This window comes from Streptomyces sp. NBC_01260 (assembly GCF_036226405.1).
Classification (GTDB): Bacteria; Actinomycetota; Actinomycetes; order Streptomycetales; family Streptomycetaceae; genus Streptomyces; species Streptomyces laculatispora.
Genome location: NZ_CP108464.1, coordinates 1121609 through 1137255, shown reverse-complemented (window position 1 = coordinate 1137255; position 15647 = coordinate 1121609). Strand labels below are relative to the sequence as shown.

Below are 15647 nucleotides of genomic sequence, written 5' to 3'. Positions count from 1 at the left end.
AGACCCATGACCGCAGCCGAGCACCCCGTCGTGCCGCGTCAGTCCCCGCCGCCCGAGCAGGGCGACGGGAGGCCGCCGCAGGACCGGCGCAGAACGATCCGCCGACGCCTGATCACGGCGACCATCATCGTGCTGCTCATCGGCATCCCGGCCGGATATCTGCTGATCTCCGCGGGGCAGAGCCGCCGCTCCGGCCAGGACAAGGCGGCCGAGGCCGCGGCGCAGGGGCTCCGCGAGGGCTGGCCGTCCCGGATGCTGCGCCGGATCTTCGAGGTCCCGATCCCCGGTGATGCGGTGGAGGTCCAGTACTACGAGACCAACAACTGGAAGGCCAGCCGGATGTACGTGCAGTTCCGCACCACGTCCAACGGCCTCGACCGGTTCCTGACCCAGGTCGGCACCGGCCGCGCGGCCCTGACCGCGGGCAAGGTAACCGTCGGCGACCGCGACACGAAGGTCGCGGGCTGGTACTTCGGCGACGGCGTCGTATGGGCGGGAACCACGCACACCAACGAGGACCCGCGCCCCACTCAGGACATCACCGTCGACATGACCGACCCGATGGCACCTGTCGTGTATGTCGTGTCCGCGGCCACCCCGTGACCCCCGCCCCGGGGCGATTGGAGTAATTGCGTCTCGTTCGGTGCCTTCCTCGTCCTGGACCGACGTGCCTGTTTGAGTCGGCTCCGTGTCCGGTTCATGGTGATTTCGCCCGCACCATTCGTGACGTATCGCAGAGGGAGTCACATGCTTCGCAGTATCGCAATCACCCTGGCCACGGTTGCCGCAGCAGGTTTCATGGCCGCCGCCCCGGCCGTCGCCGACGACGGCGGGGAGTCCGGCAAGATCCTCGCGGGCTACCAGTCGATCGACGCCTCGCGCTCGAACGCCGAGTTCTTCAACCTCGGTGGCCCGTACGGCATCACCTATGCCAAGGAGAACAAGGAGCACCTGAAGGCCGAGCGCGGCTTCTTCTACGCCGAGTACCTTCGCGGTCACTGATCCTTTTGCACCACGCAGGGCCCGTCCCGCGAGGGGCGGGCCCTCGCCCGTTCCTCGAACGTCTCCACCATGCGTTTGCAGCCGCCGGGCAGACGCGCGCCCAGGCGCGCCCCGGTCTGGCCTCAGTCCTCATCCTCGCCGGGTGTCACCTCAAGGCGCCCGCAGACGCCGCCCGCGTCCGTCGCTTCGCGGTTGCCTGCACCGGCCGGACGACGCCCTCCGCGTCCCGAGCGGTCCCGGCGCCGAGTCACTGACCAGAGGATCAGGGTGTCGTGCCGGCTCGACGAGGGGGAGTTGCACCCCTGCCTTCGGCGCCGGACGGCCGGGGGGAAGGGCCCGTACTGTCGGCGGCCCTTCCCGTCAGCGGGAGGTCAGACGCGGTCGGCTGCGATGAGGAGGTACTGGAACGACCCGTCCCGGTAGGAGTTCATGAACGCCTCCTCGATTCCCGTCACCAGCGAGGACGTGGCCCGCAGCTCCCAGTAGGGCAGGGTGTCGGGGGTGAGGTCGATGACGGCCTGCGGCACGAGGCGGTTGTCGGCCATGGCGCGGAGGTACTCCCGGCGCGAGTGAATGTTGCACTCGAAGTGCGCGTTGATCTGCGAGACCCACTTCGAGGGCTGGCCGTACCGCGGGTTCCAGCAGCCGGTGATGGTCACGTAGCGACCGCCGACCTCAAGGACGCGGGAGTGTTCCGCGAACAGGTCGTGGAGGTCGACGTACATGCTCGACTCGTTGTTCCACGAGGCCGCTGCCGACCCGGTCTCGAACGGTGTGGAGAGCATGTTGCAGACGCGCGCCCGGACATGGTCCTGCATACCGAGCTCACGGGCCCGGCCGTTGGCGAAGTCGGCCTGTTTGGCCGACAGCGTGACACCCTCGACGTTGCACCCGAAGCGCTGGTGCGCCATCACCATCGAGCCGCCGCGGCCGCAGCCGGCGTCCAGCAGGGTGTCCTCCCGCTTGATGTCGCCGAGGTGACTCAGGAGGAACTCGGCCTGCGCCGACTCCAGTCGGTGGAGCTCGGAGATCAGCTTCTTCTCGCTCGCGCCGTCCCCGGTGTCGCCGAGTGCGGAGGAGTCGACCTCACCGATGCCGTAGTGGTGGTGGTAGAGGCCGTCGACATCGCCGAGACGCAGGTTCACGGGCCTCGCCTCGCCGTCCCAGTAGCGGGCGATGTCGCCCTGATAGGGCGTCGCCGGGCTGGGGATCCGCAGCGAGGTGGAGATGGATGCGGGGGTGGTGGCGGTGAGTTCGGCGTTGGTCACGGATGAGTCCATTCTCTTACCAGAAGTCGGGCAGGCTGTAGCGATAGGTGTTCGACTGGTGCCAGTGATGATTGCCGTCGACCCAGGCGGCCACGCCGCCAAGGAAGCGCTGCACACCTGGGACGGGGAGGTCGGCGGCCAGGGACGCGGCCGCGGTCTCGAAGTCGTGCATGAGCTCGTTGTGGATCTCGACCGACTTCAGATAGCCGTCGCGGTCGGAGAGCCCCTCGCGTTCGGAGATCACGACGGGCAGGTTCAGGTGCCGGCCCGGCGCGTCCAGTTCCTTGGTGTACGAGTACAGGTCGTTCACGATGGTCGTCGCGTTTCCCGCCAGAGCGATGACCTTCTGCATGGCCGGTCGGGCGTGCAGGTCCGCCGGAAGTTCGTAGCCGCCGACGGTGTCGGTGATGGTGGGGCAGGGGCGGAAGTTGTTGAACTGGCGCATCGCCAGGTACTCCCACACCTCCGGGACGTGGTCCATCTGCGCCCAGGCCGCTTCGGCGAGGTAACCCATGTGCAGCCGGGCCATGTCGTGCCGGAGCCGGTCCGCCTGGGAGGGGCCGGCGGCTCGGACGAAGTACGCCATGGCGGAGTGGTAGGCGCGCCGAGGCGCGTCCGCGTGGAGGGACTTCGCCCATTGCGGCTGGTACTCCGCGGTGGTGTGCAGGGCGTCGAGCGCGGTGTGCGCCAGCAGAAGCCGTTCGCCGAGGCCGATGGGCGACCCGCCGTGGTCCTCGCAGTAGCAGTCGTCCACCGCGTTCTCGGCCACCATCAGGCGTGTGGCGAGCATCAGGTGGTCGACGCTGGGTGCGTCCGGATGGCAACCGACCATGTAGCGGCCCACGGAGAAGCCGTCGAACTGCTCCTCCCAGTCCTCGGGATACAGGGCGACCTCGTCCAGGGCCCAGGACTTGATCCTTCGGCTGACCTCCTCGACCCGCACCGGGTCGGGCTCGGGGATCGGGTGGTGGTAGAGGCCCGGGATCACCTTGCCTTCCAAGGCGCCTTCCGCACTGCCTTGCGCCGCGGCCGCCGACGGCGTCGGGAGCTCGCCCCGCAGGATCACGCGCAGGCTCGTGGTGCCCAGGCCGGTTGGCCCTCGCAGGATCTGTCCCCGGTCGGCACCCGCTGCCGGCATCGCGGCTGACGGCACGGCGGGGGCAGGCGGTGCCGCTTGGGCAATCGCAGGCGGGGTGGGCGGGGAAGGCGCGCAGGGCGGGCTGCTGGTAGCGGCTTTGACGTCGCGGGCGCGGGCCGCGGCTTCAGCGAGTACGTGAGCCCCGAAGCGGGAAGCGGCCTCCGGCAGGCTCGACTGCGGAGGTGGCAGCTCAGGCGCGGGCATCCATGGCTCCTTGGTGGGGTGGGCGGTTGTCCGGAGGTCTCCGGGCGCCGCGCGATCGATCCGCTGAGTCCGGGGCGTCGCACCACGCCGTACGGGCCGGGACAACTACTTGGGCCGGCGGGCGATCTGCACGTTCTCCAGCACGCCGACCGCGTCCGGCACGAGGATGGCGGCGGAATAGTAGGTAGTGACGAGGTAGGACGTGATCGCCTTCTCGTCGAGGCCCATGAAGCGGACCGAGAGACCCGGCTCGTACTCGTCCGGCAGGCCGGTCTGGTGCAGACCGATGACGCCCTGGTTCTCCACGCCGGTACGCATGACGAGGATCGAGCTGGTCCGCTCCTGTGTGACGGGGATCTTGTTGCAGGGGAGGATCGGAACCCCGCGCCAGGCCGGGACCTGCTGGCCGCCGAGGTCTACGTGATCCGGGTAGAGTCCGCGCGAGTTGAACTCTCGCCCGATCGCCGCGATCGTCCGGGGGTGCGCGAGGAAGAACTTGGAACCCCGGCGGCGACAGAGCAGTTCGTCCAGGTCGTCCGGGGTCGGCGGGCCGGAGTGCGTCTGGATGCGCTGCTTGAAGTCGGCGTTGTGGAGCAGGCCGAACTCCCGGTTGTTGACCAGTTCGTGCTCCTGGCGCTCGCGCAGCGCCTCGATGGTGAGCCTGAGCTGCTCCTCCGTCTGGTTCATCGGCCCGTTGTAGAGGTCGGCGACCCTCGTGTGGATCCGCAGGATGGTCTGGGCAACGGAGAGTTCGTACTCGCGCGGTTTCAGTTCGTAGTCGGCGAAGGCGCCGGGCAGCGCGTGCTCGCCGACGTGGCCGGCCGACATCGCGATCTCCGCCTCACCGCGATGGTTCTGGCGCTGATGGGCGCGTGAGGCGAACTCTTCGAGGTGGTCCCGGAGGCTCGGAGCGTTGGAGAGCACGGCTGCGAAGTCGGCGCGTGACAGGGTGAGCAGTGTGCCCGAGGTCTCGGCGATGGCGGTGTGCTCCCACCGGGCGTCCCCGTCCAGCAGGGCGTGCTCTCCGAACCGGTCGCCGTCCGCGAGTACGTCCAGAGCGACCTCGTCGCCGTAATTGCCCACGGAGGTCTGGCCGATGCGGCCGTGGGCGATCAGGTGGAGCTGATCCGCGGGCGCCCCTCGCTCGACCAGTGTCTCGCCGGTCCGGAAGTCTCGCTGGACGCACCGATCGGCGATGGCGGTCAGTACCTCAACATCGTCGAAGTCACGCAGAAGGGCCAGTTCACCCAGCTCTTGGGGGATCACCCGGACGTCGGCGCCGTCCTGGATGAAATCCACCCTCCCGTCGCCGACGGTGTAGGCCAGGCGACGGTTCACCCGGTAGGCCCCGCCCTTGGTCTCCACCCAGGGGAGCATCCGCAGCAACCAGCGAGAGGTGATCTCCTGCATCTGCGGAGCGGACTTGGTCGTGGTGGCGAGGTTGCGGGCAGCCGCCGTCCCCAGGCTGGATTGCCGGGGGAGTTCCAACCGTGTTTCCGCGCTCGGGTCAACAGTCATCGGGCAAGCTCTCCTTGGTCAGGGCGGTGGCGGGCATATCCGAACACACCGAACAACAGGACGGATACAGGGGATACGAAGGGGAATCCGTCCAGATCCAGAGGAACACTAATGGCCGCTTTGCCGTCCGAACCAAGGGAATCCGCTGACATTAACTCGATACGATGATCGCGGCCGCGTGATGTTTGCCCTGGTCCCGACGGGATTCAGCCACGATTGGCAACGCTTTCCGGCAAGCGGCCGGTCTGGCCTTCGTCGTCCAGGACTCCCGCGCCGCCGCGCCCACGGGGATGGTCCAGAAGCCACAGTCGGGCGCTCACCGCCGGGATGTCACCCCTCTGCCCGCTACGGCAAGCAGCTGTGGCCGAGGAGTGCACCGGTCCTCTGGGGTGGCGACAGCCATCGCCTGCGCTGTGCCGCGGACAGCCGGGGCGAGGACGAGGGGCCCAGGGCAACCAGGGGCGGGTGAGGGCAAAGCGGGGGATGTGCGACTTGGCTCGGTTGGTGAGGGCGACGTGAGACGACGGAGCCCCGCCGGCTGGAGCTGTCCCCTTGATGCTCTGAGAGTGTGGCGCCGGAATGGTCCAAGCGCTGGGCACGTGCTGGTCGTCCGGTCAGGCATCCCAGGCGCGAGGGCGGTTCAGCGCTTCCCATTCGGGGCGGAGCAGTGAGAACACGGCGCGGTCGTGGCGGCGGCCGCGATGGAGACAGGCGGCGCGGCTGATGCCTTCGTGTACGAAGCCGGATTTGGCGAGGACGGCGAGGGCGGGGGCGATATCGGTGTGGGTCTCTGCCGTAAGGCGGTGCATCGGGAGTTCACCGAATCCAGGTCCACCAGAGCGTTGAGGGCGTCGGTGCCGTGGCCGTGCCCGCGGTGCTGAGGGGCCGGCATCAGCTCGACCTGGGCTGTGCCGTTGACGATGTTCTGGCCGCTCAGTGCGATGTGACCGATAGGAGTGCTGTCAGGGAGCAGGGCGAGGAAGTCGTCGCGATCGTCGTCATCGTCGTGCTCGATGCGTTCGCGCATCGCGGTGAGGGAGCGGGGCCAGATGCCGATTTCACAGGCTGTTGGCGGGTCGGATCGCCAACGGTGCAAGAGTTCGGCGTCGTCGATGTCGACTGCAGCGAGACCGACGGACTTGGCGCGCCAGGAATGCTCCCTTTCAGCTTCTGCGTCCTGCTCGTTGCGCGCGGTCTCGATGTCTTCGGTCATGGCCGGACTGCGCCGCTGCTCAAGACGCGCGATGCACCGCTCGACGGTATTGCGCTCAGACCGCCGCGGGAACGTCCGAGCGCGTGTTCGGCAGGCTCGGTCCGGTCCGGTACCCCCTTTCCCGGCCCGCCGGCATGTGGCGCATCCCAGGGAGCGTCGCGACACGTGGTTGCTGAGGTGTGGTGGCGAGAAACTTGTGCGGGCTGGCTTCGTTCGCTTCAAAGGCCTGCGGTTTCCCAGGACCTGGTTGTGGCCTGGGAACCGTGGGCCGCGACAGGCCAGGCATCACGTCCTGCCGTGACCAACGACGTGGAAGGGCGTTGAACTGATCACGATGGCTCCAACGCCCCGGAGCACGCGTTCTTCCGGTTCGCTCCATATCGCTGAAAGGTGTTCGTGATGAGCCGAGGCCTGATCATTGTGGATGTGCAGAACGACTTCTGTGAAGGAGGCAGCGTCCCCGTCGCGGGCGGCGCACAGATCGCCACCGCGATCGCGGAGCTGGTGGAGCAGACCGCTGGCCACGACTACCAGTACACCGTCGCCACCCGGGACCACCACATCGACCCGGGAAGCCACTTCTCCGAGAACCCCGACTACAAGGACAGCTTCCCTGTCCACTGCGTAGTTGGACACCAGGGCGGCGAATTCCACCCCCACTTCGCGCCCGCAGTAACCAGCGGAAAGGTCGATGCCGTCTTCTTCAAGGGCGCCCACAGTGCCTCCAAGAGCGGCTTCGAAGGCACCGACGAACACGGCACACCCCTGACGGACTGGCTGCGCGCCCGCGGCGTGGAAGACGTCGACGTCGTGGGCATCGCCACCGACCACTGCGTGCGCGCGACAGCGCTGGACGCCGTGAAGGCCGGGTTCCGCGCACGGGTACGTCTCGACTACTCGGTCGGGGTCGCCCCGGAAACCACAGCTTCGACCCTGGACGACTTCCGCCGGGCAGGCATTGCCACCTCCGGCGAGACCCCCGTTCCGGGATAGCCGCAGGCCCGGTGCGCCGAGCAGCTTCCTGTCGCCGTCCAGCTGATCAACGATTCTGTATGTCCGGGTCGGTTGGCCGGATCAAATGAGCCACCAACCGACGTGGACAGAAAGCCAGTTCACATAGCTCCGTCGAGAGTGGTCCCCGGCGACAGCTCCATCCCGGCCAGCTCCGGGGCCAGGACCAGGTCCATCCAGGTCTGGGTGAAGACCGGGCCGGAGCGGGCGCGAAGTATCACGCTCTCGCTGGTGCGCCGGAGCACCCCGGTTGGCCGTCGTTCTCTGCTGTCCGGCCGGGGGCGATGCCGGGCGGCTGGAGTGAGGCGGCTGACAGCTGGTCAGGGACGGCCTTCCGGGGGCCGTATCCCGATCGGGCCATGCCCTTCTCCGCACGGCAGAGCCCAGTGACAGTACCGATGCGCGGACGTGATGTCCTCCTGGCAGGGTGATCCCGGTGGAGCCGTTCGAGGGAGCCGAGTGCCGTCCCAGGGCAGGACGTAAGCGAGATGCCGCCCCAATCGCGCTGTTCCGTACGGCCGTCGGGCTGACCCTCCTCCTGGCTGCGGTGCTGGCGGGCCTCGTCGGCTGCGCGCCGCCCTCCGGGCCCACACTTGTCGCACCGTCGGTCCTCCACGTCTCGCGCGACCCCGGCAGCAGCACCGAGTTGCACATCGAGGAGGATCGGGCTGCCGGCGTCGCGTTCACCTTCGATGCCGGCGACCCACCGTACGGCGCCGCGGACGAGCCGGTCGTCTCACGCCCCGTAGGCGGCGCCCCGGGTATGGTTTCGGCACCCCAGGTCCGTCTTCGCGTGGCGACCGGCACACATCGGTAGACGCGGACGTCGAAGGTGACCCGTCACCCGTAATCCCGTAGCCCGTTCCTCGGACAGCGCGCAGCTGTGAGCGTTCACGTTTTTCGACTCTGTCGGGGATCTTGTGATGCCGCAGGACCCGCAATTATGGGATCGCCCACCCCTGAACCGGCCGGGCAGTCGTTCCCTATCGAGGCGACCTCTTACCTTGGTGGTGCCATGGAAGAGACGAACGCGAGGGGGCGGGTCGAGTTGACACACGAGGACGTCCACGCCGGAGAGCGCGGTACCCGCGCGCGGTGCCTGCCCGAGCCGTGGATGTGCGATGTCTTCCGTCTCGACGGCAGCCTGAGGGACATCCGGGTCCTCGATACGACCCGCGTCGAGTGGATCGCGGTCCTCGAACGCCTGCGTGCTGTAGCCGACGAGACCGAGGTGGAGCACCCCTACCCCCGGCTCGATCCCGTGCGTCCCGCCTGCGCCGACCTCTTCAGCGTCTGGGCAGACGAACCGGAGGGCCAGGGCACGAGTTTCTCCTTCCGGGCCCGCTTCGGCGCTGTGTGGTTCTTCGCCCTGCCCTGCGACGAGGAGGAGATCGAGTTCTCCGTCTGGCCCGAGGACGTCCTCGACGGGGCGGGGGTGGCCGCCGTGCTGCGGTTCCTGGTCGAGGTCGCGACGGCCAGCCAACGAGGGTCCCTGCTGACCGGTGAGGTCGTCCGGTACGACCCGGGGATGCCGACGCTGATCTCCCACGACCCTGTCACCGGCATCACGTCTCACATCTGAAACGTGATGTGGGCGTTCGCGCAATTCGGCTCTGTCGGGGGATCTTGCGATATCGCACGGTCATGGGGCGAGGAGTATGAAGTTCCCCCCGCGAGTTGGGCAGCGGGTGTTTACGCTGCTGGAGCGAGGTTCTGCCTGAGCAGGATCTCGTTTCGATTGGGGTGACGTACCCGTAGTCAGGGTGCCGACGGAGCCGGCTGCGGTTGTACTCGACCTCGACGTAACGGAAAACGTCGGCCCGGGCAGCCTCGCGGGACTCCCGGAGGGTTGTCCCGATCTCCGCTTTGAGCAGGGCGAACCAGCTTTCCGCGGCGGCATTATCGTAACGAGAGCCGACGCGCCCCATCGATTGCCTCATGCGCAACATGCGTATCTCGGTGCGGAATTCGTCACTCGTGTACTCGGCGAGTTCAACCAGTCGTTGCAACACCGGGCTGTTGCAACGACTGGTTGAACTCGCCCAGTACATGAGTTTCCGGCTCGCCGAGCACCTGGCCACTGCCGACATCGCGGCGTCAATCGGTTCGGTCGGCGACGCCTATGACAACGCCCTCATGGAGTCCGCGATCGGCCTGTTCAAGACCGAGCTGATCAGATCGGGGCGGCCCTGGAGGACGCTCTCCCAGGTCGAGCTGGCCACCGCGGAGTGGATCGACTGGTACTGCCACCGCCGACTCCACGGTGAAATAGGGCCCATCCCACCCGTCGAATACGAGACCAGCTACTACCTCACGACCACGAAACCCCAGGTCACAACCACATCTGAAGTCTCTACCGAACCCGGAACGGTTCACTTTCGCGGCTTGGCGGGACGACGGGACCGACCAGGTCATCCACGAACTGTTGCGCTGCCAGGTGAGGGAGCGGGCTCGCCGGTTAGAGCACCCGACCCTGGTGGTGCTGGACACCCGGAGTGTCCATGTGGCCGCCGGGGTTCCTGCCGCAACGACCGGCCTCGATCCGGCCAAGCGGGTGCCCGGCCGCAAGCGCGGACTGGCCGTGGACGTCCTGGGCCTGGTCATCGCGGTGGTCGTCCTCGCCGCGAACACGCACGACAACGCCGTGGGCATCGCCCTGCTGGACCAGATCGCCGAGCATGCCGGCGAGACCGTCGAGAAGGCCCTGGTCGACCAGGGCTTCAAGAAGCAGGTCGTCGTGCACTGCACCGGCCTCGGCATCGATGTCGAGATCGTCGAACGCAACCCGCAGGACAAGGGCTTCGTGCCCTCGCGATCACCCGGAAGACCGTCACAGCGCTCGCTGACCGGCTCCCTGCCCAGACCTCCACGGCCGACCGGCCCCGAGCACCCGGACTACCCCCGCATCCTCACCGTCTTCAACGAGGCCACCCGCCCCCTCCGAGCCCGTGAAGTCTGCGAAGCCCTCGGCCACGAACAACTGCCGAAGAACATCGAAGGCACCCGCGCCAAGCTGAAACGCCTCGTCAAACTCGACGTCCTCACCGAGGCCGACACCGGCAACTTCGCCAGGAAGCAGTAGCCACCCGAAGTCCCAAGATCAGCAACCCTGCACCACCTCACAGAGAAACGGACACCACCTCACGGGACCGCAGCCCGAAAGCGCCGACGAGGGCGGCGAGCAGGGCGGCGGCGAGCGGGACGACCAGGGCGGCGTGGTAACCGTCGAGCAGAGCCGCTGGCGCATCCGAATCGGTGGCGGCGACGTTTACGGCGGTGGCAGCGGAGAGGCCGAGCGCGGCGCCGAACTGGAAGGACGTGTAGAGCAGGCCGCCGGCCAGTCCCTGTTCCTCCTCCTCGATACCGGCCGTGGCGGCGATGGTGAGGGGGCCGTACGCCAGCGCGAAGGCGAGGCCGAGAATGAGCAGGCTCGGGAACATCACCGGATACGTCCAGTCGGCGCCGACCGGCAGGAACAGGGCGTACGCGAGCGCGGCCAGCAGCAGTCCGACGAAGATCACCCTGGCGTTGCCGAACCGGCTCACCAGCTTGGGCGTGAGGGTGGGCGAGAGGATCGCGTCGATGCCGATGACGATCATCGCGAAGCTCGTCTGAAGCGTCGACCAGCCGCGCAGCTCCTGCAGATACAGCACCACGAGGAACTGGAAGCCGGAGAAGCCGGCCGCGAACAGCAGCCCCGCGAGGTTGGCGCGGACCAGTGAGGCGTTGCGGAAGATGCCCAGGCGTACGAGCGGGGTGGACGAGCGCCATTCGACGGCGATGAAGACGCCAAGAAGGACCAGGCCCGCCGCGAGCGTCCCGAGAGTCCAGCCGATACCTGCATGAGAGACACGTTCGACGCCGAGGACGAGGAGCACGATGGCGGAGGTGATGCTGACCGAACCGGCCAGGTCGACCTTCTCTCCGGTCCGATCCGGCCGCGGCGACTTGGGGACGAGCGCGAGCGCGGTGATCAGGATGATGCCGGACAGGACGACCGGGGCGAAGAACACCCACCGCCAGTCGACCGCGGTGAGCAGCCCGCCGACGACCAGGCCGATCGAGAAGCCGCCCGCGGCGGTGCCGGAGTAGACGAGCAGGGCTTTGTCGCGCTGCGGGCCCTCCTCGAAACTCGTGGTGATGATCGACAGGCCGGCCGGGGTCATGAAGGCGGCGGCGACGCCGCTGACGAACCGCGCGACGATCAGCATCCAGCCGTCGGTGGCGAATCCGCCGAGGCCCGAGAAGAGCAGGAAGACGGTGAGCCAGAAGACAAACATCTGGCGGCGTCCGAAGAGGTCGGCGGCCCGCCCCCCCAGCAGCATGAAGCCGCCGTAGCCGAGGACGTACGCACTCATCACCCACTGCAGTTCACCAGTGGACATGCCAAGGTCGGAGCGTATGGAGGGAAGGGCCACATTGAGCATGGCCACGTCAATGCCTTCCAGGAAGATCGCACCGCACAGGACGAACAGCACGCCCCAGTCACGCACACGCATGTGAATTCCTCGATGGTGTGTAGGGAAGTTCTTGGCTCACCACCATTGATGAGGCGCGAGGGGGGAACAACGGCGAAGATCGCAACGTTCGTTCAGCCAGGCTTACCGATCCGGCGATCTGGGGACGAACATGGAACGCGTTGAACTGGAGTGCTTTCTCATCCTCGCCGCGGAGCTGCACTTCGGCCGCACGGCGGATCGGATGCGGCTGTCGCGCGCCCGGGTGAGCCAGCTCGTCCAACGCCTGGAACGCCGCATCGGCGCCCCGCTGTTCGTCCGTACGAGCCGCCGCGTCGCCCTCACCGCCCTCGGCCGGCAGCTCCGCGACGACCTTGAGCCGCACCACCGCGCGGTCGAGGCCGCCGTCGCACGGGCCACCGCCGCCGCGCGCGGTATCAAACGCGGTATCAAGGGAGTGCTGCACGTCGGGTTCTCCAGCCCGCCGGCCGGGGAGGTCGTGATGAGGGCCGCGGAGGCGCTCCGTATCAGCCACCCCGAGTTGGGCGTGGAGATCTGTGAGGTGCCGTTCTCGGACCCGTTCGGGCAGTTGCGCAACGGCGAGTTCGATGTGCAGCTCACGGAGCTCCCCGTGCGCGAAGACGATCTGGGCGAGGGGCCCACCCTGCTCACGGAGGAGCGTGTGTTGGCGATCTCGTCCAGGCATCCGCTGGCCGCCGGGGAGAAAGTGTTGCTCGAAGATCTGGCCGATGTGCTGCTGCTGACCATCGACGGTGAACTCCCGGACTACCGGCTGGAGCACCATGTGCCGGCGCGCACGCCCAGCGGCAGACCGATCGGCCACGGTCCGGCCGTCACCAACATGCAAGAGGCACTCCTGCTCGTCGCCGGCGGCAAAGGGGCCTTGCTGTCAGCCGCGCACACCGCCGCGTATTACACCCGGCCCGGCGTCGCGTACATTCCGTTCGAGGACGCCGACCCCATCGGATACGGCTTGGTATGGCGGGCCGGGGACGACACCAGCGCCGTCCAGACCTTCGCGCGAACGGCGCTTGAGGTGGTGCGGAATACCCAGCGCATCTTGTCTAGCTAGTGCTGTGACCGCATAGGTTCGCTGGGTTGGTCGTCGTGGCGGTTGGATGTGCGGTGACGTCCGATCCGACCGCTGGAGGCGCGGTGGCCGAGCCTGTCCGTGTGCGCAGACTGACCGACCAGGAGGGGCAGCGGCTGCAGCAGATCGTGCGCCGGGGCAGCACCAACGCGGTGCGCTATCGGCGCGCGATGATGCTGCTGGCCTCGGCCGGCGGGAATCGGGTGCCGGTGATCGCCCAGCTGGTGGCGGCCGACGAGAACACCGTGCGCGATGCGATCCACCGGTTCAACGGTGCGACGTGAGGTCGCACATTCCAAGTGAGAGAGGCAAGGGAAGGGAGCCGCTCTTCCGGTCGGTGATCAAGGACCGGTCCCCGACCCCGGGCGCGACGCTGGTAACGGCGTGGTGCTGAGCCGGGGTAGTTGCTCAAGGAGACTGCGGGGCCACCGCGGACTTACAAGCAGGGGAAGCCCAGCAGGACGAACGAGAGTGAACCCTTGTATTTACGGCTCGTAAGGTGGACGCCGCGTCTGTGGTCTGTAAACGGCGGCGGAAGGACTGGATGTTGCAAAGCATCAGGCGGCCTCGGTGTTCGTTATCGCCGAGGCGATGATCACCGCTTGTCCCGGGTCATAGAGGGCGTGCTCGCTGGGTGCAACTTGGATGTGTGGAACACGGTAACCCCGTAGTGGTCCGGAGGGTTATCCGGTAAGCCCGAGGCAACGAGGGCCCAACTCCGCTGCGGGAACAGGAAGATTCGAGAAGCGAATGCCGCTGGGGCGAAAGCTCAGAGGAAAGACCGGATAGACGAGACTTCCCTCGCCGGTTATAACTCGGTGGATACCGGGCCCCGTGCTCGGACCCGAAAGGGTGCAGACGCGAATCTGGTGGACCTTTGAAGTGAAACTGAACAGCAACCCGAACAGTGCTGCAAGTTAGATGCAAAGGAGGTGGGAGGATGAGCCGAAAAAATACGTGTGACGCCTCGCGCGTCCCGGCAAACGGAGGCATTGACGCGGAACTATCAGCCTACTGGCACAGTATCGACTGGGCCGGGGCTGAACTACGCGTAAGGCAGCTCAGGCAGCGAATCTTCAAGGCGGCAAATGCTGGAGATCTGAAGAGGGTTCGAAATCTTCAGAAGCTCATGCTGCGATCTCACGCGAACACGTTGGTCAGTGTGAAGCGAGTGACGCAGACAAGCTCCGGCAAGGCTACGGCGGGGATAGATGGAGAGCGTGCCCTGAATCCGAGGGACCGGGCGAGGCTAGTACGGCAAATAAGTGCCGAGTCCGGGCTCGAAGTCATGCCCGTCAAGCGTGTATACATCCCTAAGGCCAATGGGAAAGTGCGGCCACTTGGCATTCCGGTGATCCGGGATCGAGTCCACCAGGCCCGCGTGAAGAACGCGCTGGAGCCTGAGTGGGAGGCACGGTTCGAGGCCAGGAGTTATGGGTTCAGACCGGGCCGAGGCTGCCATGACGCGATCGGGTTCATTTTCAATGTGGCCTCGAAGAAGGCGTCCAGGAGGCTCTGGGTGCTGGATGCGGATTTGGCGGCAGCGTTCGATCGCATCAACCATGAGCGCCTGATGGAGGCGGTCGGCACGTTTCCCGGGAGGGAGGCAGTCGAGCGCTGGCTGAAGGCGGGGGTGATGGACAGGGGGAGGTTCGCGCCGACGGAGGAGGGCACTCCGCAAGGCGGCGTGATCAGCCCGTTGCTGCTGAACATCGCTCTGCACGGGATGGCGACGGCTATCGGGGCGGATGTCGACCCGACAAGTCGGGCGGGCGTAAGGAACCCGCCCCCTGCGCTGGTGAGATATGCGGACGACTTCGCGGTGTTCTGTGCCACGGAGGAACAGGCAGGAAAGGTCAGGAGACAACTGGGCCTTTGGCTGGCGCCGAAGGGGTTGGCCTTCAATGACGAGAAGACCCGCGTGGTCCACGTTGATGACGGATTCGACTTCCTCGGATTCAATATCCGAAGGTATCAGGGAAAGCTGATCATCAAGCCGAGCAGGGGTGCCGTGGAGAAGGCGCGGCGCAAGATCAAGGAGATCGTCCGGGATGGGCGGGGCGAGTCGGTGGATTCTTTAATCCGGCAGCTCAATCCTTTCATCAAAGGATGGGCGACCTACTATCGTACCGTTGTGTCAAGTGAGATATTCCATAATCTTGACGACTATGTCTTTACCGCCTTGCGGAGGTGGGGCATAGCAGGCCACAGGAACAAAAGCTGGCGATGGATTGCCCACCGCTACTGGGGCCAGTTCAAGAGTGGCAGCAAGGACAAGTGGGTATTCGGGGATCGCCGTAGCGGCCTCCATGTCCACAAGTTCTCTTGGACCAGGATCAGCAGGCATGTGATCGTCAAGGGCACATCGTCCAAAGATGATCCAATGCTGACCGAATACTGGGCGGCACGGAACCAAAAGCGCGGGTTCCCACAGGCGGACAAGAAGTCTCATGTCTGGCTTGCGGCGCGACAGAGGGGACTGTGTACCCAGTGCGGGCTGGATCTGGTTGCGGGGGCGGAATACGAGCCCGACAACGTCCGAGAATGGGCGAGATGGTTCGAATACGGCTCCCGTACGCTCAGCGTCCACCAGAAGACGGGCGCAGGTGCCGCTGGCTCCGCTTGGAAGAATCTCGAACTTCTGCACGCCGGCTGCCATCGGCAGCTCCATGCCGGGAGCCATGAGAATCAAAACAACTGCCGCCCACAGCGGTCTGCTTGAGCC

The 15647-nt window shown here is 66.7% G+C and carries 11 protein-coding genes and 3 pseudogenes; 9 read left to right on the top strand and 5 right to left on the bottom strand.

Annotation, left to right across the window (positions count from 1 at the left end; all coding sequences use genetic code 11):
* The first annotated feature begins 6 nt into the window (after positions 1-6).
* Entirely contained in the window at positions 7-603 is a 597-nt protein-coding gene (locus OG322_RS05095; RefSeq protein WP_123463725.1) for a hypothetical protein, read from the top strand.
* A gap of 144 nt (positions 604-747) precedes the next feature.
* Entirely contained in the window at positions 748-1002 is a 255-nt protein-coding gene (locus OG322_RS05090) for a hypothetical protein (RefSeq protein WP_123463728.1), read from the top strand.
* A 371-nt stretch (positions 1003-1373) separates the two neighbouring features.
* Here OG322_RS05090 and OG322_RS05085 read toward each other — a convergent pair whose 3' ends face one another.
* From OG322_RS05085 to OG322_RS05070, 4 genes are all read right to left on the bottom strand, one after another.
* Positions 1374-2270: a geranyl diphosphate 2-C-methyltransferase gene (locus tag OG322_RS05085; protein WP_123463729.1), complete on the bottom strand. Its 897-nt coding sequence runs from the start codon at positions 2268-2270 to the stop codon at positions 1374-1376.
* 16 nt (positions 2271-2286) lie between these two features.
* On the bottom strand, positions 2287-3612 hold the full coding sequence (locus OG322_RS05080; protein ID WP_329306103.1) for a family 2 encapsulin nanocompartment cargo protein terpene cyclase: 1326 nt from the start codon (positions 3610-3612) through the stop codon (positions 2287-2289).
* Between the two features lie 105 nt (positions 3613-3717).
* Positions 3718-5130, bottom strand: coding sequence for a family 2B encapsulin nanocompartment shell protein (locus OG322_RS05075; protein ID WP_123463734.1), 1413 nt, complete (start codon positions 5128-5130; stop codon positions 3718-3720).
* A gap of 640 nt (positions 5131-5770) precedes the next feature.
* Positions 5771-6343, bottom strand: a complete 573-nt coding sequence (locus OG322_RS05070) for a GNAT family N-acetyltransferase (RefSeq protein WP_329306102.1) — start codon at positions 6341-6343, stop codon at positions 5771-5773.
* Positions 6344-6742: 399 nt separating this feature from the next.
* On the opposite strand from OG322_RS05070, the gene OG322_RS05065 reads away from it, so the two are divergent.
* From OG322_RS05065 to OG322_RS05055, 4 genes and pseudogenes are all read left to right on the top strand, one after another.
* A complete protein-coding gene (locus OG322_RS05065) occupies positions 6743-7336 on the top strand; it encodes an isochorismatase family protein (RefSeq protein WP_123463736.1) in 594 nt (197 codons plus the stop codon).
* A gap of 1033 nt (positions 7337-8369) precedes the next feature.
* Positions 8370-8936, top strand: coding sequence for a hypothetical protein (locus tag OG322_RS05060; RefSeq protein WP_148085543.1), 567 nt, complete (start codon positions 8370-8372; stop codon positions 8934-8936).
* A gap of 356 nt (positions 8937-9292) precedes the next feature.
* Positions 9293-9643, top strand: a pseudogene (locus OG322_RS41500) (integrase core domain-containing protein); the annotation flags it as partial.
* Positions 9644-9725: 82 nt separating this feature from the next.
* Positions 9726-10190 (top strand): annotated as a pseudogene (locus tag OG322_RS05055) (transposase); the annotation flags it as partial.
* A gap of 283 nt (positions 10191-10473) precedes the next feature.
* Here OG322_RS05055 and OG322_RS05050 read toward each other — a convergent pair.
* Positions 10474-11853: an MFS transporter gene (locus OG322_RS05050; protein ID WP_329306101.1), complete on the bottom strand. Its 1380-nt coding sequence runs from the start codon at positions 11851-11853 to the stop codon at positions 10474-10476.
* A gap of 130 nt (positions 11854-11983) precedes the next feature.
* On the opposite strand from OG322_RS05050, the gene OG322_RS05045 reads away from it, so the two are divergent.
* The 3 genes and pseudogenes from OG322_RS05045 to ltrA all read left to right on the top strand — a co-directional run bounded on the left by OG322_RS05045 (position 11984) and on the right by ltrA (position 15644).
* Complete coding sequence (locus OG322_RS05045; protein ID WP_329306100.1) at positions 11984-12904, top strand: LysR family transcriptional regulator; 921 nt, start codon at positions 11984-11986, stop codon at positions 12902-12904.
* Positions 12905-12987: 83 nt separating this feature from the next.
* A pseudogene (locus tag OG322_RS05040) lies at positions 12988-13194 on the top strand (IS630 family transposase); the annotation flags it as partial.
* 668 nt (positions 13195-13862) lie between these two features.
* Positions 13863-15644 (top strand): group II intron reverse transcriptase/maturase, encoded by a 1782-nt coding sequence (ltrA, locus tag OG322_RS05035; RefSeq protein WP_329306099.1) that lies wholly within the window; start codon positions 13863-13865, stop codon positions 15642-15644.
* The last annotated feature ends 3 nt before the right edge of the window (positions 15645-15647 follow it).

Excerpts from the sequence above, each read along its gene's own strand:
- OG322_RS05070 (WP_329306102.1), bottom strand. The coding sequence starts at position 6,343 with ATGACCGAAGACATCGAGACCGCGCGCAACGAGCAGGACGCAGAAGCT.
- ltrA (WP_329306099.1), top strand. The coding sequence starts at position 13,863 with ATGAGCCGAAAAAATACGTGTGACGCCTCGCGCGTCCCGGCAAACGGA.
- OG322_RS05090 (WP_123463728.1), top strand. The coding sequence starts at position 748 with ATGCTTCGCAGTATCGCAATCACCCTGGCCACGGTTGCCGCAGCAGGT.
- OG322_RS05050 (WP_329306101.1), bottom strand. The coding sequence starts at position 11,853 with ATGCGTGTGCGTGACTGGGGCGTGCTGTTCGTCCTGTGCGGTGCGATC.
- OG322_RS05060 (WP_148085543.1), top strand. The coding sequence starts at position 8,370 with ATGGAAGAGACGAACGCGAGGGGGCGGGTCGAGTTGACACACGAGGAC.
- OG322_RS05080 (WP_329306103.1), bottom strand. The coding sequence starts at position 3,612 with ATGCCCGCGCCTGAGCTGCCACCTCCGCAGTCGAGCCTGCCGGAGGCC.
- OG322_RS05045 (WP_329306100.1), top strand. The coding sequence starts at position 11,984 with ATGGAACGCGTTGAACTGGAGTGCTTTCTCATCCTCGCCGCGGAGCTG.
- OG322_RS05095 (WP_123463725.1), top strand. The coding sequence starts at position 7 with ATGACCGCAGCCGAGCACCCCGTCGTGCCGCGTCAGTCCCCGCCGCCC.
- OG322_RS05065 (WP_123463736.1), top strand. The coding sequence starts at position 6,743 with ATGAGCCGAGGCCTGATCATTGTGGATGTGCAGAACGACTTCTGTGAA.
- OG322_RS05075 (WP_123463734.1), bottom strand. The coding sequence starts at position 5,130 with ATGACTGTTGACCCGAGCGCGGAAACACGGTTGGAACTCCCCCGGCAA.